19 protein-coding genes, 1 tRNA gene and 4 pseudogenes are annotated in these 19,015 nt (G+C 68.4%); 6 read left to right on the forward strand and 18 right to left on the reverse strand.

Going from position 1 to position 19,015, the window contains the following annotated elements; genetic code table 11:
* Positions 1-232: 232 nt before the first annotated feature.
* From ACF1BN_RS20160 to ACF1BN_RS20170, 3 genes and pseudogenes are all read right to left on the reverse strand, one after another.
* On the reverse strand, positions 233-1,915 hold the full coding sequence (locus tag ACF1BN_RS20160) for an RICIN domain-containing protein (protein ID WP_392332939.1): 1,683 nt from the start codon (positions 1,913-1,915) through the stop codon (positions 233-235).
* Between the two features lie 337 nt (positions 1,916-2,252).
* A pseudogene (locus ACF1BN_RS20165) lies at positions 2,253-2,483 on the reverse strand (sortase domain-bontaining protein); the annotation flags it as partial.
* Entirely contained in the window at positions 2,462-2,830 is a 369-nt protein-coding gene (locus ACF1BN_RS20170; RefSeq protein ID WP_392332940.1) for a hypothetical protein, read from the reverse strand. The gene ACF1BN_RS20170 and the pseudogene ACF1BN_RS20165, both read right to left, overlap by 22 nt.
* Positions 2,831-3,417: 587 nt before the next feature.
* Here ACF1BN_RS20170 and ACF1BN_RS20175 point away from each other — a divergent pair.
* The gene (locus tag ACF1BN_RS20175; RefSeq protein WP_392332941.1) at positions 3,418-3,663 is read left to right on the forward strand and encodes a hypothetical protein; all 246 of its coding nucleotides are present in this window, start codon (positions 3,418-3,420) and stop codon (positions 3,661-3,663) included.
* Between the two features lie 1,246 nt (positions 3,664-4,909).
* Here the strand turns inward: ACF1BN_RS20175 and ACF1BN_RS20180 are convergent.
* Positions 4,910-5,143: pseudogene (locus tag ACF1BN_RS20180) on the reverse strand (hypothetical protein); the annotation flags it as partial.
* Positions 5,049-5,714, reverse strand: a complete 666-nt coding sequence (locus ACF1BN_RS20185; protein WP_392332942.1) for a class I SAM-dependent methyltransferase — start codon at positions 5,712-5,714, stop codon at positions 5,049-5,051. The pseudogene ACF1BN_RS20180 and the gene ACF1BN_RS20185, both read right to left, overlap by 95 nt.
* A gap of 255 nt (positions 5,715-5,969) precedes the next feature.
* Here ACF1BN_RS20185 and ACF1BN_RS20190 point away from each other — a divergent pair, with 255 nt between their 5' ends.
* Positions 5,970-6,998, forward strand: coding sequence for a tetratricopeptide repeat protein (locus tag ACF1BN_RS20190; protein ID WP_392332943.1), 1,029 nt, complete (start codon positions 5,970-5,972; stop codon positions 6,996-6,998).
* A 63-nt stretch (positions 6,999-7,061) separates the two neighbouring features.
* On the opposite strand, the gene ACF1BN_RS20195 is transcribed toward ACF1BN_RS20190, so the two are convergent.
* Together ACF1BN_RS20195 and ACF1BN_RS20200 are read right to left on the reverse strand one after the other, a co-directional pair.
* Positions 7,062-7,589 (reverse strand): ATP-binding protein, encoded by a 528-nt coding sequence (locus ACF1BN_RS20195; RefSeq protein WP_392332944.1) that lies wholly within the window; start codon positions 7,587-7,589, stop codon positions 7,062-7,064.
* Entirely contained in the window at positions 7,517-8,614 is a 1,098-nt protein-coding gene (locus ACF1BN_RS20200; RefSeq protein ID WP_392333094.1) for a MerR family transcriptional regulator, read from the reverse strand. The genes ACF1BN_RS20195 and ACF1BN_RS20200 overlap by 73 nt, the downstream gene beginning before the upstream one ends.
* Positions 8,615-8,840: 226 nt before the next feature.
* On the opposite strand from ACF1BN_RS20200, the gene ACF1BN_RS20205 reads away from it, so the two are divergent.
* From ACF1BN_RS20205 to ACF1BN_RS20215, 3 genes are all read left to right on the forward strand, one after another.
* Positions 8,841-9,077, forward strand: coding sequence for a hypothetical protein (locus ACF1BN_RS20205; protein WP_392332945.1), 237 nt, complete (start codon positions 8,841-8,843; stop codon positions 9,075-9,077).
* Positions 9,078-9,257: 180 nt separating this feature from the next.
* Positions 9,258-10,478: a lipase family protein gene (locus ACF1BN_RS20210; RefSeq protein WP_392332946.1), complete on the forward strand. Its 1,221-nt coding sequence runs from the start codon at positions 9,258-9,260 to the stop codon at positions 10,476-10,478.
* 141 nt (positions 10,479-10,619) lie between these two features.
* A complete protein-coding gene (locus ACF1BN_RS20215) occupies positions 10,620-10,766 on the forward strand; it encodes a hypothetical protein (protein WP_392332947.1) in 147 nt (48 codons plus the stop codon).
* A gap of 52 nt (positions 10,767-10,818) precedes the next feature.
* On the opposite strand, the gene ACF1BN_RS20220 is transcribed toward ACF1BN_RS20215, so the two are convergent.
* The 4 genes from ACF1BN_RS20220 to ACF1BN_RS20235 all read right to left on the reverse strand — a co-directional run bounded on the left by ACF1BN_RS20220 (position 10,819) and on the right by ACF1BN_RS20235 (position 12,892).
* On the reverse strand, positions 10,819-11,523 hold the full coding sequence (locus tag ACF1BN_RS20220) for a cation transporter (protein WP_392332948.1): 705 nt from the start codon (positions 11,521-11,523) through the stop codon (positions 10,819-10,821).
* On the reverse strand, positions 11,523-11,858 hold the full coding sequence (locus ACF1BN_RS20225; protein ID WP_392332949.1) for an ArsR/SmtB family transcription factor: 336 nt from the start codon (positions 11,856-11,858) through the stop codon (positions 11,523-11,525). The genes ACF1BN_RS20220 and ACF1BN_RS20225 overlap by 1 nt, the downstream gene beginning before the upstream one ends.
* 273 nt (positions 11,859-12,131) lie before the next feature.
* On the reverse strand, positions 12,132-12,347 hold the full coding sequence (locus ACF1BN_RS20230; RefSeq protein WP_392332950.1) for a hypothetical protein: 216 nt from the start codon (positions 12,345-12,347) through the stop codon (positions 12,132-12,134).
* 134 nt (positions 12,348-12,481) lie between these two features.
* Positions 12,482-12,892 (reverse strand): hypothetical protein, encoded by a 411-nt coding sequence (locus ACF1BN_RS20235; protein ID WP_392333095.1) that lies wholly within the window; start codon positions 12,890-12,892, stop codon positions 12,482-12,484.
* A gap of 605 nt (positions 12,893-13,497) precedes the next feature.
* Here ACF1BN_RS20235 and ACF1BN_RS20240 point away from each other — a divergent pair.
* On the forward strand, positions 13,498-13,989 hold the full coding sequence (locus ACF1BN_RS20240) for an RICIN domain-containing protein (RefSeq protein WP_392333096.1): 492 nt from the start codon (positions 13,498-13,500) through the stop codon (positions 13,987-13,989).
* A 196-nt stretch (positions 13,990-14,185) separates the two neighbouring features.
* Here the strand turns inward: ACF1BN_RS20240 and ACF1BN_RS20245 are convergent.
* The 7 genes and pseudogenes from ACF1BN_RS20245 to ACF1BN_RS20275 form a co-directional block, all read right to left on the reverse strand.
* Positions 14,186-14,564: pseudogene (locus ACF1BN_RS20245) on the reverse strand (IS5 family transposase); the annotation flags it as partial.
* A gap of 310 nt (positions 14,565-14,874) precedes the next feature.
* Positions 14,875-14,948 (reverse strand) — tRNA-Met (locus tag ACF1BN_RS20250).
* A gap of 71 nt (positions 14,949-15,019) precedes the next feature.
* Positions 15,020-15,219 (reverse strand): annotated as a pseudogene (locus tag ACF1BN_RS20255) (cold-shock protein).
* A gap of 150 nt (positions 15,220-15,369) precedes the next feature.
* Positions 15,370-15,651, reverse strand: a complete 282-nt coding sequence (locus ACF1BN_RS20260; protein ID WP_392332951.1) for an HU family DNA-binding protein — start codon at positions 15,649-15,651, stop codon at positions 15,370-15,372.
* Between the two features lie 805 nt (positions 15,652-16,456).
* Positions 16,457-17,257: a WbqC family protein gene (locus ACF1BN_RS20265; RefSeq protein ID WP_392332952.1), complete on the reverse strand. Its 801-nt coding sequence runs from the start codon at positions 17,255-17,257 to the stop codon at positions 16,457-16,459.
* On the reverse strand, positions 17,202-17,867 hold the full coding sequence (locus tag ACF1BN_RS20270; RefSeq protein WP_392332953.1) for a YdcF family protein: 666 nt from the start codon (positions 17,865-17,867) through the stop codon (positions 17,202-17,204). The genes ACF1BN_RS20265 and ACF1BN_RS20270 overlap by 56 nt, the downstream gene beginning before the upstream one ends.
* Positions 17,868-17,887: 20 nt before the next feature.
* Complete coding sequence (locus ACF1BN_RS20275; RefSeq protein WP_392332954.1) at positions 17,888-18,991, reverse strand: helix-turn-helix domain-containing protein; 1,104 nt, start codon at positions 18,989-18,991, stop codon at positions 17,888-17,890.
* Positions 18,992-19,015: the final 24 nt, after the last annotated feature.

The following is a 19,015-nucleotide window of genomic DNA, read 5'->3' on the forward strand; positions in this document are numbered from 1 at the left end:
AACGCCCAGGGCCGAGCCTAACCCGCCCGGGTCCCGCTCGGATCCGACCGTCTGGACCGCCCGTACTCGCCCCCTCCGCCCACCCGGCGTACCGCAGAGTCCGGCAGGCTACGGGTCGGGGCCCGGAGGGCCCCGACCCGTGCTGGTGAAGCCCGAGGATCAGTCAGGTTCGGCGGCACTGCTCGATTCCGGGCCTCGCTCACCGGCGACAAGCAGATCAGGCTCAGCCCGACTAAAAGTCGCGAACATGCCACTTCTGGTAGACGTTCTCCGTGACCGCAGTGTCCTTGGTCCAGAGGGTGAGCCACACGCCGCTGTCCAGGGAGTTGCCCTTGGGTGTGATGACTTTTCCGTACCCGTTGATGATCTGGCCGCCGACCTGGGAGAACTTCTGGACGTCGCTTGCCGGATTACAGGTCCAGAGGGTGAGCAGGGCGCCGTTGACGTTTGCTCCGTTCCCCTGGGGGGTGAGGCACTTTCCGCTGGTCTTGTGCACGATGAGGCCGTTTTCCAGCTTCCACCTCTGGGATTCCGAACCCGAGCAGGCCCAGATCGTCACCGGGGTGCCGTTGTCGGCCTTGTCGCCTTGCGGTGTCGCGCAGATGAAGCCCGGCCTCCAGGGGTTGACGAGCCAGCCGTAGCCTTGCGCGTCCGCTCGGCCTGCGTACGCTTCGAGTGAGAACACCACTCGCTGTGCTCCCCAGCCCTTGTCGTCGAGACCCTCGTTGAGGCCCCACAGTCGCTGTGCGCGCCAGTCCCAGGAGAGCCCTTGTGTCAGCTGGGGCGCCTGCGACAGGACGCGGGGCGCATCGCCGGCCTTGGCCATATGGAGGCACGAGTACTTGTTCTCGCCCTTTTCGCCCATCGGGTAGCCGGCGGGGCACACGCCGGACATGAAGTAGTTGCCTGTCGCGCCGTCCAGGGCGATGCCCTGGATACCCCACACGGAGCTCTCCATCCATGCCCCCGTCGATGTGAGCTTCACGGACGGCGGGGCGAAGGCGAGGCTGGGAAGGTCCCAGCGGACGACGCGTCCACCGGCCTTGCCGTAGTTCTCGGCCGAGACCATGGTGTGGCTGTAACGGTCGACGCTCACGGTGCTGAGACAGAGCGGCCCGAGGTGGGGGCCGCAGGCGCGGTGGCCGCCCGCGCCGAAGGGCTGCGGGTCCGTGTCGATCTGGGCGTTCGCCTTGGTGGTGTAGCGCGCGACGAGGGGCAGTGCCCAGCGGTGGTGGCGCGCCGAGCTCTTGCCGCCGGACAGACCGGTGCCGCTGCTGGCTGTATCGGTCATGCGCCAGATGTGCCGCAGGTCGTAGACCTGGAGTTCCATCCCGTTCGCGACGAACAGCATGTCCTCGTACCACGCGACACCATCCGCGTGAGAGAGGTACTTCAGCTCCTTGAAGTTGCCGTTCACGGGCTCGACGAGCGCGATGTTTCCGTAGGAGACGGCGTTGTTGAAGGCCTGGGAGAGGGTGACGCGTGTGTACTCCTCGATGGTGGTCGGGTTCCGTTTGTCCACCCACGTGCCGAAATACCAGGACGAGACGTTGAGCGAGGACTGCCCTTGGTAGAGGCCGGAATCGGTGGCGGCGTGGGCCCCGGCGAAGCCTTGGGGCATCCAACCACCCGCCGGATCGGCGTAGTTGCTGTGGTCCAGCTCTGAGCCCCAGCAGTATCCGTCGTACCGCAGCGTTCCGTTCAGGCCCGTGCCATGGCACAGACCCGCGATGCCGTCGTTCTCCCCGAGTACCTCGGTGATCGAGGCCTTCTGAACGCCGGCCGCTTCGACCGACGCGATGAGATGGCGCTTGTCACCGTCCACCCGCGTGAGCGTCCACGAACCGGCGCGCTCGACGAGATCTGCCGCCGCAGCCGGCTGCGCGGGTACCAGCACGGTGGCGACGATCGCCACACCAAGTGAGTAGCGAAGGAGGCGCCGAACGCGCCCGAACATAAGTTTCACCGCGACAGGATAGGGGGCCCGAGACACGCGCTGACCTGGCCTGCGCTGGCGGCCGCTTGTCCGGCACGGGTGCGGCGGAGCGACATATTCACGGGTGCACCTCGACGCGTTCCAGGCCCGCCCATCTTTCAGTGGACAGCAGGGTGGAGAGGCGTGGGTGGGCCCGTGCGACACGGGCCCGGCTCTGTTCCAATTGCACCTGCGGTCACCGATGTGTGTCGACCTGCCGAGCCCTGCCAGAGGTCTGGTCAAGAGCCTCGATCCGCACGCCGGAGAGGACGTGCGCTCAGGCTCTCCTCTCATCGACGGACGTGAGGTGGGCGAAGGCGACGACGTTGTCCGCGTACCCCTTGCGCTCGTCGAAACTGCCTCCGCAGGTGATGAGTCGGAGCTCCGGGCGACCGGTGGACCCGTACACTTTGTCGTCGGGGAATGTGTCCTTGGGGTAGGTGTTGACTTCCTCGACGTTGAAGACAGCGACTCGGCGGGCGTGCGTCACTCCCCCGGCTCCGCCTCTGCCGCCGCACGCCGCAGACGGCTGTACTCCGCCAGCAGGGCCGCCGACTCCCGAGGATCCTCAGCCTTCCCCGCACGGGCCTCGAGATCGTTCAGATGCGCCTCCAGAAGAGGATCGCGGGCGATCGCGTACTGGGTCCACCACAACTGCATGAACGCCGGCACCGGAGTCAGACTGAAAGCATCCCCGATCGCACGCCGCCAGTGGGACTCGAAATCCGGCAGCAGATGCGGAGCATGCTCCGAGATCGCCAGACGCAGAGCCTGAGGACTGCCTTCCGGCATCGGCGGGATTCGACGCGGGTCCTCCCCGCCGGGACCGTCGAAATGGACGGGTTGCGCTGTCATGACGAAAGAATCTCCCAGATCCGCACGGCCGGTCCTGCTCAGGCCACGTCCCGGCCGCCGGCACCAGATTAGCCAGCGTCTTACCCTTCCGCGTGATCGCCGCAGCCTCACCCGCGATCCGCGTACGATCCAAAATCTCCCCCATACCCTTACGCAGATCAATCGTCGAATACACCCTCGGCTCCATACCCACCACCCCAACCCCCAACTATCACAGTTGCCATACTTCCAGACCCCCCAACCCCGCGCGTGCAGGGAGCAGAACGCCTCGGGCGGCCGCGCCGGTATCGCCACAGGGCCATCCCCGCCCGTGCAGTGAGCAGTCTCGGCCTCGCCGGCGCGTACGCGGGATGGCGGGGCCATACCCGCGCGGGCGGGGAGCAGCCAATCGGCTCGTTCGTACGCCGGTGTGATGTGCGACCAGGACATCGTGGCGCTGGCGAGGACGCCCATAAATGGCGCAACTTCTACGCGGATGTAGAAAGAAGGACAGTGATGAAGTACAAGGACACTGGCACGGGCAATCCCAGTTCTGCCTCCGGGGCCGATCTCTTCCAGTACTACATGGATAATCTCTAGGAGTGTCAATGCGATTCCTGATTGAAGCCGACCGGCAGATGACGGTCGTGTTCGAGCCGACGGCGGAGGAGTTCCGCTTGTCGGCGGGCGAGACCATCGTCGTGGAATGGTTCGCCGAATCAGAAGACGGCATGGTGTCCATGGAAGCTGGAATGTTCATCGTGTCGGCGCCGAGGGGCGGCTACACCAGGGCTTGGCGTGGTGACGGCACGGAGATCTACATCGGGCCGGAGTCGGGTAGCGAAGCGTCCTGACCAGAGGGCAGCGAGCACGTCCCACCGTGAGGTAGAAATGCCATAGAGCATCACTACAAAGAACCGATGTAGTGAAGTTCGGGCTCTTGGGAAGGAGTCCGGACTTTGCCGTTTCAGAGGGCCTTAAGAACCCCTAACAGAATGACGTCCGGCAACCTGGTTGTGTCTGAAGATCCGGTTCAGCACCATGAGCTCTGACAGGTGTGGGCGGGCAAGCAAGAGGGGGCACAGTGGAACTGATCAGCCTCGCGGATGGTGGCAACAGCTTCCGGGTGCTCGTGTTGGGGCGCAGGCGCCGCGACGGCGGGCTTCGCCACAAGCTGCTCGGGTGCGGCCGCCGCACCGGAACCATCCCTGCGCGCGCGGGGAGCAGACTTCCTGACCTGCAGTTCTACCCGACGACGGCCCTCTCCCAAGCAAGTTGCACCGAAACAGACAAGACGACTCCAGGGGTCCGGAGAACCACTCATGGTGAGCCCCGTGGTGAGCAGCCCGGGCATGGTGAGCTCGTTGGTAAGCACGGTGATGAGTACCGCCGAGCTCGGTGACGAACGACCATGACGACCTCTCCCCCACTCACCACACCCACCGACCACCACTCGCAGAAGCTTTGCCGTCCACCCCCGCGGGAGCGGGGAGCAGTGACGCCGCTGTCCACGGCCCGCGTCACCAGGCTCGGGTCAATCCCCGCGTGGCTCTGTCGATGACGAAGAGCAGCGCTTGGCCGGCGGCTCGGGAGGCGCTGCCCGCGTCGCATATCGATGGCTTCGGACAGCAACTCGGCGCCGGCCGGCATGTTGCCGTCTGCCGTTCGTCCGGGGCCCGGGACAAGAGTGCCGGCCACCGGCGTAGGTGGCGGCCACCGTCCCGCAGTTGCCGAGTGTCGGTGGGCGCCTCCCGTCCTCGTCGACATCGAGATCCGGGCGCGGTGAACGCCTCCCGGGGCGACCACCGCTGTCGTGCGACGTCGACGAAGCCACCCCTGCAACCCACCCCTGCCCCAGGCAGGGCGCTGCTGTCCTTTGACGTCGAAGTTGGAGCATGTGCCACCGAAGTCGGACAGGCTGATCGGCGACCTGGAAGGGCCGTACGGTGGTCAGGGGTGGGTCCGGTGCCAGGGTGCGTTGGGTCGGGTGGGGACGGCGTCGGGGGCGACCCGCAGTGCGTACACGGGTCGGTCGCCGGGGACGGGGCCGAGGTATTCGTGCCCGGTCATGTGGCTCCAGGCCGGGAGGTCGAGGGGCGCGGCCGGGTCGGTGGCGAGGACGTGGACGACCGTGCCGGGTCCGGCGGTGGCGATGCGGGCGCGCAGGCGGAGCAGGAGGGCAACGCAGAGCAGGCCGGTGCCGTCGACGTGATGTCCGCGGCCGGGATCGGTTCGGGATTCACCGGGGCAGGGTCTGGGTGACGCGCCACAGGCGGCGGGGCAGGTCGCCCTCCTCGAAGGCGTGGACCTCGTTGAGGGTCCAGCCGGAGGCAAGGGTGTCGACCAGGTCGCGGTCGAAGAAGTGGACGGCGAAGCCGCCGTGCTCGTAGATGTCGTCACCGTGCGCGGTGCCCGCGCCGTGGTGGGCGTCGCCCGTGTGCCGGACGGTGTAGACCAGGACGCCGCCGGGCCGCAGGACACGGCGGATCTCGCCCACCGCCGCGCGGATCTCACCGGTGGACAGCGCCATGCACAGCAGCATGTGCGCGAACACGGCGTCCACGGAGGCGTCCGGCTGCGGCAGTGCCTCGCGGACGTCATGGACGGCGGTGGTGACCCGGCCCGCGATGTCCTGGGCGCGGGCGGCCTCCCGCAGCTGCTCCAGGCCGACAGGGCTGAAGTCGGTGGCCTGCACGGTGAAGCCCTCGCGAGCGAAGTACAGGGTGTCCCGGCCATGTCCGGCACCGAGTTCCAACACCTCGCGCACGCCCGCGGCCCCGAACACCCCGGCGGCGTGGATCGCGGGCGCGGAGGGCTGCTCGCCGTACATACCCGGGTGGGCGGCGTAAGTGCCCTGCCAGTGCTCGCGCTGCACGCCCGCCAGATCCTTCTCAGTGCTCGCCACGCCACAGCGCCTTCCTGCTTCCGTCCCACAACCGATGCCGTGACCAGCCTAGATCCCGCCGGTCCGGCGGAACGGTGGCCCCACTCCGCCGGCAATCGGTCCAGGGTCACTGTCACCGGACAGCAGCACACCATCTCCGCCAACCCCAGCCGGCAACCAGGACACCGACCCGGCCCACAAACCGGTCACGTAGCTTTGTAGGTGAGGCGGCGGGGGCGGGGCCACACGGACTACTGATCGCACAGCGGGCGAGACATGGCTGTTCCCCCGAACGGGGGAGATCGGGGGACCACCGAACTGCGGGAGAGGGCCGGGGATCGAAAAGACGCCGAAGCCCAGGCCCGGCAGAGCGCAGACCACGGCAATCCCACCGCCCTGTACCGCCTGGCCCATCTGCGAGAGGAGTCCGGGGACCGAGAAGGCGCCGAAGCCCTGGCCCGGCAGAGCGCAGACCACGGCTATCCCATGGCTCTGTGGCGCCTGGCCGAGATACGGGAGAGGGCCGGGGACCCGGACAGCGCCGAAATCCTGGCACGCCAGGTTGTCGTCTACGGCAGCACCATCGCCCCGGCCAGCCTGGCCGAGATGCGGGAGAAAGCCGGGGACCGGGACGGCGCCGAAACCCTGGCCCGCCAGGCCGCAGAACACGGCAACTTCACCGCCATGGGCCGCCTCGCCGAGATGCGGGAAAAGGCCGGCGACCAGGACAGCGCCGAAACCCTGGCCCGCCAGGCCGCAGAACACGGCAACTTCACCGCCATGGGCCGCCTCGCCGAGATGCGGGAAAAGGCCGGCGACCAGGACAGCGCCGAAACCCTGGCCCGCCAGGCCGCAGAACACGGCGACATCACCACCCTGTTCAGCCTGATGCTGATACGGGAGGAGGCCGGGGACCGGGACGCCGCCGAGGCCCTGGCCCGGCAGGCCGTCGAGCACGGGAGCATCGGCGCCCTGTACCGCCTGGCGCACAACCGGGAGAGGACCGGAGACCGGGACGGCGCCGAGGCCCTCTACCGGCAAGCCGCCGACCATCACGACCCCATCGCACTGCTGCGCCTGGCCGAGATGCGGGAACAGGCCGGGGACCGGGACGGCGCCGAAGTTCTCTACCGACAGGTCGTCGACTACGGCAATCTCACGGCCTTTCGCCGCCCGACCGAGGAGTCGAAAGTCGCCACCAGGCTGTGGCCGCATGGTCTGGATCCAGACGGCACCCCTACATCTCCATGGCGGGCGTCCGTGTCGGCTGAGAGGAGCCGGCCAGTTCCGCAGGGCATGTCGTAGGGATGCTGCCGCTTGCGGCTGGTGCCGGTGCACTCGCGGACGTCACGTGTACGCCGGCACCCCTCACGACGGACGAGTGAGAAGACTTTCGGCTTGCACCGGGGTGGCCTGAGCGCTGAGGCGGGAACGGAGGCGGGCCCCGCTCCCGGGGAGACGGGGGCGGCTACTGCTCCCATAGCGATGGATCTGGAACAGCAGCTTGGCGCCCTTGCGGTCCAGGTTGAGGTAGCCAAACTCGTCCAGACAGAGAAGATCGATCTTGCTGCAGCGGGCGGTGACCGAGGACCGGCGGCGGTTCGCGTCGGCCTCGGCGAGCTCGTTCACCAGCGCCGAGGTGGTGGTGTAGCGGACCGGCAGGCCGGTCTCGGCGATCGCGGTGCCGATGCCGATCAGCAGGTGGGACTTGGCGGTGCCGGAGTCGCCGATCAGCACCAGCGGTCGCCCCTCACGGACCCAGGTCGGGGACTTCAGGTCCGCGACGACCTCGGGGGGGGCGTTCGGTCCGGACCGTCGCCCATTCAAGCTATGAGCAGGCGGAGGCCGAGGTCTGCCGTGTCGAGGTGGGCGAGGTCGCTGTTGCGCTCGGCCCATCGGCCGGAGTCGAGGTCGTCGCGCAGGTTTTGCACGGCCCGCCGCTCGGCGTCCGGCCCGACCCTCGTCCACACCGACATCGCACGACGGACGTGCTCCTCCAGATACGCTCCCGGTCGGCGCCAGTACGCCTCGAACAGGCCGTCAGCGCAGTCCCACGGGATGGGCACCGGCTCAGCGCGGGCGCCGATCGCGTCGGCCATCGCCGCAAGTGAGGGAAAGTCTGCGAGGACGGTGGCGAACTCGGGCAGGTAGTCGCGGGTAAGCCAGAACCGGTCCTGCCATCCGGGCTCGTCGGTGTCGAACGTCAGCACCACCACGCGGCGCGCCACGCGCCGCATTTCGCGCAGCCCCGCTATCGGATCCTCCCAGTGGTGAACAGTGGAGACGGCCATGGCGACGTCGAAGGAGTGCTCCTCGAACGGCAGGCTCTCCGCGGCGGCGGCCACGCACAGCGCCGAGCCGGCAGGCCGCTGACGCCGCATGACCTCCGACGGCTCCACAGCGGTCACCTCGCGATCAGTCGGCTCGTAGGAGCCGGTGCCGGCCCCGACATTCAGCACCGTCCGCGCGTCCCCGAGCGCGCCCAGGATCTGTGCTGCGATCCGCGGTTCGGTACGCCGCGTTGCCGTGTAAGCGCCGCCGATCACGTTGTACAGCCGTGCACCGAGCATCCCCAGTTGCTCCTCCGGTGTCACCCTCAGTCCCCTCGCCCGTGTCTCAAGTTCCCTGTCAATGGCCGCCACCATGGCGTCAGCACGATCACGCCGCTCCAGCAGCAGGCCACGCAGTCGGCGCAGGTGCGCGACCGCGTCGGTGGAAGAGTCACCGACCAGTTCCGCAACCTCCCGCAGCCCGAAGCCCAGTCGCCGGTAGGCCAGCACTTCCCTCAGCCGCTCGACGTCACCCGCCGAGTAGGCCCGGTACCCACCTGCGGTCCGCGCCGATGGACGCACGAGGCCGATCTCGTCATAGTGATGCAGCGTGCGGACGCTCACGCCGGCCAACTCGGCCACGCGCCCCACGGTCCAGTGATCTTCCACGGCACCGACTATGCAGCCTGACGTCACGTGAGGGTCAAGGGCCTCAGGCATGACCCGCAAGAGCCGACGCGGAGCCGTAGCCGCACGCCGCATCACTGCCAGAAACGGCCGTGTTCTCGTATCGCTACGGCGAGGTTTCGTGCAGCACTGCGTGACGCTCAGGTCTGCGGTCGCAGTGAGGGTCGGCAGTTCAGCGGATGCGGTAGCAGTGCTTCAGTTTTCGGGGTCGCCCGACGACATCGAAGACCTGGACGGCTGGACGCTCCACCGGCTCCGCCACAGTGCCCTGACACACGACGCGGAGGACGGCACCTCCACCCCGATGCTGCTGGCCCGCTCCCGCCACGCCTCCGTCCGCTCCCTGGAGCGGTACGCGCGCCCCGGCGTCGACTCGGTCGCCCGGCATGTCGCTGAGCGTGACCCAGCTGTCCGCCTCCGTCGCTGAACATTCGCAACCTACCAGCGGGTTACTTGCTCCCCGGTCTCCGAGCCGGGATTACAGGGCCTGTCACGAAGGGATAGGGCACCCGGGCATCCCCTACGGGTCCCGAGGGGGTTTTCCCCCTTTGCGGCCCGGGGGGTCGCTCCATGTCCCAGCGGAGCGGCCGACGGGCATGATCCATCCATGACTTTACGGCGAACAAGTATCCGGATTCTGGCTGGTGCGGCGGTTCTCGGCAGCGTGTCCGCCCTGGTGACTCCGGTCTCGGCGGCGGCCGGCTCCCACAGTGAGCGGGTACAAGGCGGGGCTGTCGTCTCCGTCGAGCAAGCGGCCGACCTCACAGCCGAGGAAGTGGCCGGGGAGCTCCGGGGAAAGATCGACTCGTCCCAGGTCCGTCACGGCGTGACCGCCTATCGGGTCACCTACCGCACCACCGACAGCGCAGGCGCCCCCACGACCGCGAGCCAGCTCGTCGTCCTGCCCAAGAACGGGGCGCGCCACCTGTCCACCGTCTCCTGGCTGCACGGCACCACCGTCTACCGCAAGGACGTCGCCTCGGAGAATCCGAAGTCGAACGACCGGCTCGTCGCCCTGCTGTTCGCCTCGACCGGGCGGGCCGTTTCGGCGCCCGACTACGTGGGCCTCGGCTCGGGCGAAGGCTTCCACCCGTACGGTGACCCTCGGGCCACCGTCGCGGCCTCGGTGGACGGCCTGCGCGCGGCCAGGACCTTCGCCCACCGAAACGGCCGGGAGCTGAAGCGGAAGGTCCAGGTCAGCGGGTTCTCGCAGGGCGGCCCCGCGACCATGCTGGTAGGCCGGGCGCTTCAGCAGGAGGGCGCCGACCGCTACTTCCGGCTGGGGGCACTCGCCCCGGTCAGCGGCCCCTACAACCTCTCGGCCTTCGAGGCCGCCGCGGCCGACGACAAGATCGCCAAATCCGGCATCTACCTCGCCTACTTCGTCACCGCCTGGAACAAGATGTACGGCCTTTACACGTCACCCGGCGATGTCTTCCGCTCCCCCTACGACAGCAAGGTGGAGGGTCTCTTCGACGGCCATCACACCGCCGGGCAGATCGTCAGCGAACTCCCGGCGGCCTCCAAGGACCTGTTCACCGAGGACTTCCTGAACAAGATCCGCAAGCCCGACGGAGTCCTGAAGGACAAGCTGCACCCGATGGACAACACATGCGACTGGCGGCCGAACGTACCAGTGGAGATCTTCCACGGCCGGGGCGACAAGGACGTCGACTTCAGTCACGCGGCGTACTGTGCCGACCAGTTGACGAGGAACGGCGCCGCACGCCGGCTGACCGACGTCGGCGACCACGACCACAACGAATCGGTGCGGCAAGCCCTGCCCCGGATCGTCAGGTTCTTCGACGAGTCGGCGAAGACCAACTGAAGCACGCCACCGGCGACGGCTGAGAACAGAGGATGTACGCGCAGCGGCACGGACAAGAGCGACAAGTCCACCCAGTGGATCCTGGATTCGCGCGATCCGACCAGGACTGAATCGAGCGCCGAGGACATCATCCTGGTTTACGTGAACGCACAGAACGATTCGGTGAAGAAGTTCCAGCTCACCGGCGCCCGTCCTACGTCTTGGAGCGCGGCGGACTTGCCTGCGGGTGAAACCGGTCAGGGCGACGAGACGCTCGAACTCACATACATCACCTGCGATCCAGTCTGACTTTCACAGACCGTCCCCGCTCCGGAGAGCGGGGACGGTCCTGCGGGGGCGGTCAACAGCAGTCGCAGCCGGGGCGGCAACCGCAGGCGTCCGCCGACGGCGCCACCGCGACGGTGGGTGCGCAGCAGCCCTTGCCCTGCCAGGCGTCGCGGCCCTCCTTCACCGCGATGGCCGCGATGACGAGAGCGGCGAGGGGGTCGGCCCAGGACCAGCCGAGGGTGGCGTTGAGGACCAGGCCGAGAAGGAGGACAGCGGACAGGTAGGTGCACAGCAGTGTCTGCTTGGAGTCGGCGACCGCGCTGGCGGAGCCGAGCTCGCGGCCGGCCTTGCGCTGGGCGGCGGACAGGAACGGCATCACGGCCAGGGAGAGGGCGGCGATGACGATGCCCGGGATCGACCGCTCCGCCTCTCCGGTGCTGACCAGGGCGCGGACGGCGTCGAAGGAGACGTACGCGGCGAGCGCGAAGAAGGAGACGGCGATGATCCGCAGGGTGCGCTGTTCGCGGGCCTCGCGCACGGCGTGGTCGCGGGCGGAGAACTGCCAGGCGACCGCGGCGGCGGAGGAGACCTCGATGACCGAGTCGAGGCCGAAGCCGATCAGGGCCGTGGAGGAGGCGATCGCCCCGGCCGTGAGGGCGACGATCGCCTCGATGACGTTGTAGGTGATCGTCGCGGCGACCAGCAGCCGTATCCGGCGAGCGAGCACGTCACGGCGCGCCGGGGAAGGGACCAGGGACACCAATATGTCTGCGGTCATCAGCAGCAGCCCTTCTCGTCGGCGTCCACGCAGGTGCGGTCGGTCTCCACGGCCACCACAGCGGTGCGCAGGGCGTCCAAGGCGTTGCCGAGGCGCTCGTCGGCGAGTTCGTAGCGGGTGCGGCGGCCGTCGGGGACGGTGACGACCAGCCCGCAGTCCCGCAGGCACGCGAGGTGGTTCGACAGCCGCGTACGGGAGACGCCGAGGGCGTCGGCGAGGTCGGCCGGGTAGGCGGGGGCGTCACACAGGGCCAGCAGGACGCGGCAGCGGATCGGGTCGGCGAGCGCGCGGCCGAACCGGGCCAGCACCTCGACGTCGGAGGCAACAGTCAGCACCCCACGACAGTACATCTGATCCTGAATTCAGGAAATCATGGATCGTTGCTGAATCGCCCACGCTCACCCTGACGGGGCACAAGACGACCGCCCCGTGCCCGGAAGGGGGGTACGGGGCGGGGCGGTCGCAGACCGCAGGCCGGCCGGGGGAATGGCCGCAGACCCACGAGCCGAGTGCGTCCCATGCGCTCGACCGCCGCCTACCCCACCCCCAGCACCCCACACCCACGGGGTTTGAGGCGCTACACGTGCAAGGGAGGAGCGGACGTGTCTTCAGGCGGCATCATCGAGGACGATGTCGAAGGTGTGCCGGGTGCCGGTGATGTCGAGGAGGCGGGCGATCGGTCCGGGGAACGGGCCGATGAGAATGTGCCGCTCGGGCCGGGAGCGGGTGGCGGTGAGTTCGTGGACGAGGGCGGAGTCGCCGAAGCGGACGGCCGCCAGATCGAGCAGGACGAGCTCGATCTGCGGGGTCCGTACCGCGTCCACGGCCTCGCGCAGGCATAGGGTGGTGTCGCGGTCGAACTCGCCGCAGAGGACCAGGGCGGCCGTGGGCGAATAGGCGGTACGGGACCACAGGTATGCCTGAAATCCGGGTCCGGGTCCGGCGGGGCGGGGGGGTTTCAGGCCGTGGTGAGGGCGGCGAGGGACTTCTGGAGCCGGCGGATCGCGTCCTCGCCATCCGTGTACTGCTGGAGGGTGGGCTGAACGGCGCCGAAGGTCGGTCCCTCGCCCGGGGCCAGGGCGCGCCAGTGCAGAACGGGGGTGAGGGCAGTGGCGGCTGCGCCGAGGAACCAGGCCAGGCGTCCGTGCACGTGCGCCAGGGTGACGGCCAGAACAGCGAGTGCTTGGCGGAGGGCTGCCAGCCGGTCGACCAAGGGCAGCTTTTCGTGGGTTTTGGGTGGGCCGATGAGGGCTCGTAGGGCGGCAGCGGCCTGGGTAGCCAAGGCATGGTCGGCGGTGCTCAGGATCCACACGTGCTCACGGACCTGCCGCTCAGCCTCGTCCGCCAGCTCCTCGACCACCCTCAGCATCCCCACACACAGCAGCCTATGGCCTCGTCTGTCGGCGCCGTACGGGCAAGCCCCCGAGAGGGCGCGGGTCCGCGTGGGGGCACCCTCTCTCCGCCCAGGCCGGGCGGGCGGGCGCAGGCCAGGGACTTGCGGTGTTAGCGCAGCTTCATGCGTGGGCGCGGGCTCCGCGCCACTCGACCTATGCGGGGTCGTCCACGGCCCTGCCGGGGCCCGGGACACCTGTCCGGTCGAGGAACACCACCAGGGTCGTGATCCGAGTAGGCGACGCCCAGGATCTCGTCCTGACCGTGCCGGTGCACGGTCACCCGCCGGCCCCCGGACGGCGAGGGCCGGTGCACGGTGATCGGCGCCGAGCTCGTCTCCCCAGCCTCGGAGGAGTCGCTTGTGACAGCGCAGAATACGGCGGCGAGGCCGGGTAGTGGCAGGGGTTCGATTCGTAGCGGTGGTTGAGCCGGGCGCGACGTTCGGTCATGCGGTCGATCATGGACAGTTCAAGATCAACTACCATGTGGTTCGACGTGGTGGCTGGAGCCGCCAGTCTCATGATGCGGGGGATTGTTGTGCTCAATATTTCACGCTGGGTTCGCCGGGTCTCTGGCGTAGCCATGGCTGTGGCCGCCATAACGGTATTCCTTCCGGCTTCGTCGGCGTCCGCGAACTGGACTGTGCATACCTTGTACACCTATGAAGCTGGAAAGTGTCTTGAGATCGCCGACTGGCGTACGGACGACGGGGCTCCTGCCCGACAGTGGACTTGCAAAGACCGGCACGCAAATCAGACCTGGATTTTCTCTTATGTAGGAAATGCCGCCGATGGCGTTGTGACTTTGCGGAACGGCCACAGTGGCAAGTGTCTTGAGATTGCCGACTGGAGTATGAACAACGGTGCTCCTGCCCGCCAGTGGCAGTGCACCGGTGGGGAGAACCAGCAGTTCTATATGTGGCCTAACCCGAATGGGTATGGATACGCTTTCCTCCCCAGGCACTCTGACAAGTGCCTGGAAGTTGCCGACTGGAGTCATGCCGATGGGGCTCCAGTAAGGCAGTGGACGTGTGGCCCGGGTCCGCAGGGCAACCAGCATTGGCTGACCCGGTAACCCATGCTGGAGGGCGGATCTCCAACTCCGTACGGGATCTGAGGTAAGCGATCCCCGATCAGACGGGTGGGCGGAAATACTGAGATCCGCCCAGCTACCGAAGGCGCTAACACCGTGGAACGGGGTCAGCGCCTTCGGCCGCTTCCGGCGTTGTCGGCTTTACGGCCGGATCTTCCAGTCCGTCCGTCGGCTTTACGGCCGGATCTTCCAGTTCGTCCCCTGCCGCCGCCCTTTTTTACGGGCGCCGGCGGCGTGCTGGTGGGCCCGGTTGACCGTGGAGTCGACCGAAACCGTCCGCTCCACGGTTCCGACGGAGTCATCGCGGACCTGGACCTGCTCGAGCAGACGGGCTCAGGTCCCGTCAGCCCCCCAGGGGCGAACCGCTCATAGACCGTCTGCCACGGTCCATAACGCTCCGGCAGGTCACGCCACGGAGCACCGGTCCGCAACCGCCACAACACCCCGTTGATCAGCTGCCGATGATCCGGCCACGGACGACCACGCCCACCCACCTGCGGCAGCAGCGGCGCTATCCGCTCCCACGCCGCATCCATCAGCTCACCACGACCCACCACAAGATCAATTATCAGACACGTCCTAGGCCGACCCGAAGCTGGAAGGTCGGCGGCATCCCGGGCGTCCTCGGTCTCTCCGGGCGTAAGGCCGACCTGGTGGCACTGCTCCCAGAGCGCACGGGGCACCGGTCATCACCCGCGCGCGGGGATCAGGTCGGTGACGGCGTCGGCGCAAAGCCGTCAACACGCGGGCGGGGAGCAGAGCAGGCCCGCCGTCGGTAGAGTTCGCCATACGGAGGAGGCGGCGGACTGCCGCACGCAGTGACGAAACGCGACAGGGACCCGGCGTCAGCCGGGCCCCTGTCTTTCGTAGCGGGGACAGGATTTGAACCTGCGACCTCTGGGTTATGAGCCCAGCGAGCTACCGAGCTGCTCCACCCCGCGTCGGTGATACCAGCATACACAGTGGCCGAGGCGGGACGGTGTGCCCTGCGGGTGGGAAGCGGCAGGTCAGCTCAGTTGCGGAGGATGTTCTCGGCCTGGGGGCCTTTCTGGCCCTGCGTCACGTCGAAAGTGAGCGTCTCGCCCTCGACGAGCTCGCGGTAGCCGGTGCCGGACATGTTGGAGTAGTGGGCTAAGACATCGGGGCCGCCGTCCTGGCGATGAAACCGAAGCCCTTCTCGGCGTTGAACCACTTCACGATACCGCTGGCCATTCTCATGTCCTTCGATCAAGCCGGGCGCCCGGCCGGCTGAGAAAGGGAGGGGTCTCCTCCTCTGGGGAGACGCCCGGTGCCCGTCCTACCCCATCGGTGATCCGGCTAATCGATCATGTGGCTATCGGGTCGGAGCGGGGGGTGAGGGTCCTACTTGCTCTTGGCGGCTTCCTTGAGCTTCGAGCCCGCGGAGACCTTCACGCTGTAGCCGGCCGGGATGTCGATCGGGTCGCCGGTCTGCGGGTTGCGGGCCGTGCGCGCGGCACGGTGGGTGCGCTCGAAGGTGAGGAAGCCGGGGATGGTGACCTTCTCGTCGCCCTTGGCGACGACGTCGCCGACGGTGTCGGCGAGGGCCGTCAGGAGGGCGTCGGCGTCCTTGCGGGTCACCTCGGCGCGGTCGGCCAGCGCGGCGATCAGCTCACTGCGGTTCATGGGTGGACGCTCCGTCTCTGTAGACCGTCCCGGCCGTCTGATCGCGGGCGGGACTACTGCCCGCTACCCTGCCACCGGCCTCTGACACCAGCCGGGAGCCGACGCTTGAGATGCGCCGTATGGCCCCCTCAAGGGGCCGCCGACCGCCCACAGGGCCGAGTGCCGGCCCAAGGCAGACGGCGTACCACTCGGCTGGGCTGATGCCGGAGGGCTGGTTCGGTCGGCAGACCCACGGCCAGGGGCAGCATCGCGAGCGTCACCTCGACCGTTGAGGAGCCCACAGCGCCGCGGAAACGGACTCACCGTCTGGTCCAGGCGTCGAAGAACGAAAGCCGGGGTTCGTGTGGGGCGAGGCATGCGCTCTCGTACCAGGCGGTCGCGTGTCAATGGCATGAGTTGCACGCCGGCTGAGTGGATCATGCGAAAGATCATGAGGGCCTGGGCTATCTCGATGGCTCTGGCCCGTTGTGTGGTGCTCCCGGCCGCGTCACCTGCGGCCGCGGACAGCAACGCGTGCACCCATCACATATCCGGACCGCAGGTCTGCATCCGCCTGGAAGCTCGTGGCGGTTCGAATGGCGTCACCGGCTTCTGGTCCAACCCGCCCAAGAGCGCGAAGTCGCGGACGGTGTGGGTGACGGTGAACGGCGAGCGGTACGGGAGGAAGGAGAAGGCGACCCGGGTCAGCAAGACCATCAGCTACCACTGGACTCGCTGGGACCAGGGCACGGACGCCAAGATCTGCGTCCACTTCAAGGGGATCGACCGCGTGGCCTGCGAGAAGACCAAGTCATCGGCAACCGGATCAACTTCTGAGCCCACCGCTGTTCGCCGGCCGCCCGAACCTCGGTCCGTGATCGAGGCGGGTGGCCAACGCGGTGGGGCCGAGGTGGGCCAGGGTCCAGAGAGCGGTGACCTGCCGGGCCTGCGGATGGGTTCCCGTGGGTGGGGGCAGGAACGGGATGACGGTGAGGGCTTGGCTGGTGAACGGGGTCGGGTCGAGGTAGGTCATGCCGCCCGTTCCGCATAGGTAGATGTCGGCACCGGCGGCCTGGGTGAGGTCCGCGAGTCTGCGGGAGCGGCCGGGGTGGGTGGGGAACGTACTCGCCTTCACGACGCGGCCGCGCCAGCCCAGGAGGTTCAGCAGGGCGCGGGTGGAGGCTTCGGCGACCACGGCCGTGCGGCCCGTGTCGAAGGCCGGCCAGACCGGGTCGAGGGCCGAGCGGAGGGTGGGCCAGTGTCGGGAGGTTCCGTACTCCTGGCGGAGCATCGATTCCGTACGGTTCCTCGCTCGGGCCGGATCGACGATGTGGGCGTCGCGGATGGCGGTGCGGCGGCCGTGGGGCAGGTGGGTCGGGATCGACAGCCATCTCCAGCGGTCGGCGTCCTGCAGTGGTGCCAGGCGGGTGCGGTGCTGGTGGTCGCGGCGGGCGAACTGGACGTCGTCGAGGACGATCCAGGTGTCCGCCGCGTACAGCTTGGCCAGGGTGCTCAGTCGGGGGAAGAGGTTGGGCTGGTGGATCGCGCAGGTACGGGCCCGCGAGTGTGCGTCAGGCGATGAGGCGGCTGGTGAATCCGTCGTGGATGAGGGACTCGTAGGCGGCATGCACGTCCTCCGGGACGTCCTGGGCGATGGCGAAGCCCTGCTTCGGGTACTCGATGACCCGCTGGAGGTCGCCGACAAGCATGTCGATCACGAGCTTCTCGTCGCCGATGCTCTTGACGTAGTCGTCCAGTTCCAGGGGTTCCGACGCGCAGACGAGGCCGACGTCGGGCCACAGCTTGCTGGCTGTGGCGAAGGAGCGGCGCTCCATGTAGGGCTTGGAGATGAGCATCACCGTCGTCGGGGCGATACCGGCGGCCGCGAGCAGGTCGCGGCTGAGGGTGATGTTCTGGCCGGTGTTGGCGGCGTTCGGCTCGACGAGGATCGCTGAGTCGGGTACGCCGAGTTCGAGGGCGTGCTCGCGAAAGTGGACGGCCTCGCCCCGGGGGAATCGGGCCCGGGTGGTGGGGCTGTTGCCGCCGGTGAACACCAGGGTGGGGAAGAGGCCGCGGTGGTAGAGGTCGGCGGCGGCCGCGGCGACACCGAGGTCGTGGCTGCCCAGGCCGATCGCCACGTCGACGGGGCGCGGGCCGTGGCCCATGAGGTGGTAGTTCCAGATCAGCTCGGTCCTGCGCCACTGGTCCTCGGTGATCGTCTGCTGGTCGTCGCCCACGCCTGGCTCACTCTCCCTGGTCAACGGCTGCCGGGGCCGGACGGCCCCGTGCTCGTGGCCTTGATGTTCTCGATGCTGGCCAGTTGGTGCGACAGCCCGAAGCGGGCGGCCATGGTCGCGGCCTTGTCGAGTACGCGAAGCCCATCATCGCTGGTCGCCGGATCGCTCAGCAGGATGTGCCCGTGGGCGGTGTCCAGGCGTACCCGCTGCATGGGGGCGTCGGTGGTCGCGGTGCCCCGGGCGACCGTGATGAGGTGCAGGGCGGTGGAGAGGTCGCCGGCGCCACGGTGCGCCAGGGCGATCTTCTGGTGGGCGACCGACCAGTCCTCAGGTTCGGACAGGTCTTCGAAGTCCCGGGTCGCGGCCACCATCACGCGGGTCGCGTAGTCGTGCCGGCCGTCCTTGCTCAGCGCGGTTCCCACCCACAGCTTGGACCTGGCCCGATCGCGGCGGGAGAGGCGGTCGTCGACCGCCAGGTGCTCGTACGCGCGGGCGGCGGTCTCCAGCCGGCCCGACATCTCCGCGACCACGGCGAGGGAGAGGTCGAGTTGGGCGATCCGGCGGGGGATGTCGAGCTGGGTGAAGAGGGACCTGGCGGTGATGTAGGAGTGCTGGGCGGAGAGCGGGCCGACGACGCTGCCGCGGTCCCGCTGGAGGTCGCCGAGCAGGGCAGTGGCGCGGGCAAAGAGGTACAGGCCCCGGTCGTCGAGTCTGAGTGGGGTGAAGCGGCTGGTCCAGCGGCCGATGAGGTTCTCGGCGAAGGTGAAGTCCTGCCGGGAGAGGGCGACCACGGCCCGGTCGAGGTCGTCGGTCCACGACTCGTACTCCCAGGCCAGGGGCCCGGCCGGGGTCACCCGTCGGCCCGCGGTCGCTGACCCGGGCCGTCCGGACTCGGAGAGGAACGTCTCGAACCGGAGGTGCGTGGCGGCGTCGGCGCGGGCGAGGGCCGTGTCGAGGATCGCCTGGGTGTCGGGGCGGGGCTCCGTGTCCGCCTGGAGCTTCTCCCACTTCGATACGGTCCGCACGCCGACGCCGAGGTGCTCGGCGAAGGCGCGGACGCTCAGCCGCAGCGCCTTCCGCAGGGCCTTGGCTTCCAGTCCTGTCCAGTGGTGCACGGTCGCCACACGTCGCTCCCTTCCCCTTCTTCA

It is taken from the genome of Streptomyces sp. NPDC014861, from assembly GCF_043081625.1.
In the GTDB taxonomy this organism is placed as follows: Bacteria; Actinomycetota; Actinomycetes; order Streptomycetales; family Streptomycetaceae; genus Streptomyces.

Coding starts and splice junctions, on each gene's coding strand:
- ACF1BN_RS20170 (WP_392332940.1), bottom strand. CDS start 2,830: ATGACAGCGCAACCCGTCCATTTCGACGGTCCCGGCGGGGAGGACCCG.
- ACF1BN_RS20175 (WP_392332941.1), top strand. CDS start 3,418: ATGCGATTCCTGATTGAAGCCGACCGGCAGATGACGGTCGTGTTCGAG.
- ACF1BN_RS20190 (WP_392332943.1), top strand. CDS start 5,970: ATGGCTGTTCCCCCGAACGGGGGAGATCGGGGGACCACCGAACTGCGG.
- ACF1BN_RS20195 (WP_392332944.1), bottom strand. CDS start 7,589: ATGGGCCGAGCGCAACAGCGACCTCGCCCACCTCGACACGGCAGACCT.
- ACF1BN_RS20210 (WP_392332946.1), top strand. CDS start 9,258: ATGACTTTACGGCGAACAAGTATCCGGATTCTGGCTGGTGCGGCGGTT.
- ACF1BN_RS20220 (WP_392332948.1), bottom strand. CDS start 11,523: ATGACCGCAGACATATTGGTGTCCCTGGTCCCTTCCCCGGCGCGCCGT.
- ACF1BN_RS20235 (WP_392333095.1), bottom strand. CDS start 12,892: ATGCTGAGGGTGGTCGAGGAGCTGGCGGACGAGGCTGAGCGGCAGGTC.
- ACF1BN_RS20240 (WP_392333096.1), top strand. CDS start 13,498: ATGGCTGTGGCCGCCATAACGGTATTCCTTCCGGCTTCGTCGGCGTCC.
- ACF1BN_RS20260 (WP_392332951.1), bottom strand. CDS start 15,651: ATGAACCGCAGTGAGCTGATCGCCGCGCTGGCCGACCGCGCCGAGGTG.
- ACF1BN_RS20265 (WP_392332952.1), bottom strand. CDS start 17,257: ATGCCGCCTACGAGTCCCTCATCCACGACGGATTCACCAGCCGCCTCA.